This is a genomic window from Escherichia sp. 94.0001 (assembly GCF_013369155.2).
In the GTDB taxonomy this organism is placed as follows: Bacteria; Pseudomonadota; Gammaproteobacteria; order Enterobacterales; family Enterobacteriaceae; genus Escherichia; species Escherichia coli_F.
Genome location: NZ_JABWMS020000322.1, coordinates 1 through 249, shown reverse-complemented (window position 1 = coordinate 249; position 249 = coordinate 1). Strand labels below are relative to the sequence as shown.

Genomic DNA, 249 nt, shown 5'->3' with positions numbered 1-249 from the left:
GGGAACAGGCCCGTTTAAGAGTCACATCAGCCTCCTGAAAATAAAAAAACCGCCGCAGCGGTTCATGATGGTTACAGGGTGAGCAGGGTTATATGAAAAAAACCTCATACGCTTTCTTTTTCGGTTCCGGATTCAGGGACATCAGGGACACCGCATTGAAGAGCGCCATCAGCGGGTCAATTTTTCCCCGTCCGCTGGCCTGTTTGGTGATAAGAATGGCGTTACCTTTAGGCTCCACCCGGGCATTGC

At 51.0% G+C, this 249-nt stretch carries 1 protein-coding gene; it reads right to left on the bottom strand.

Annotated elements, in window-relative coordinates:
- Window positions 1-88: 88 nt before the first annotated feature.
- Window positions 89-249 (bottom strand): hypothetical protein (locus tag HEN33_RS26705; RefSeq protein ID WP_044806419.1); only part of this gene is annotated, 161 nt, incomplete at its 5' end.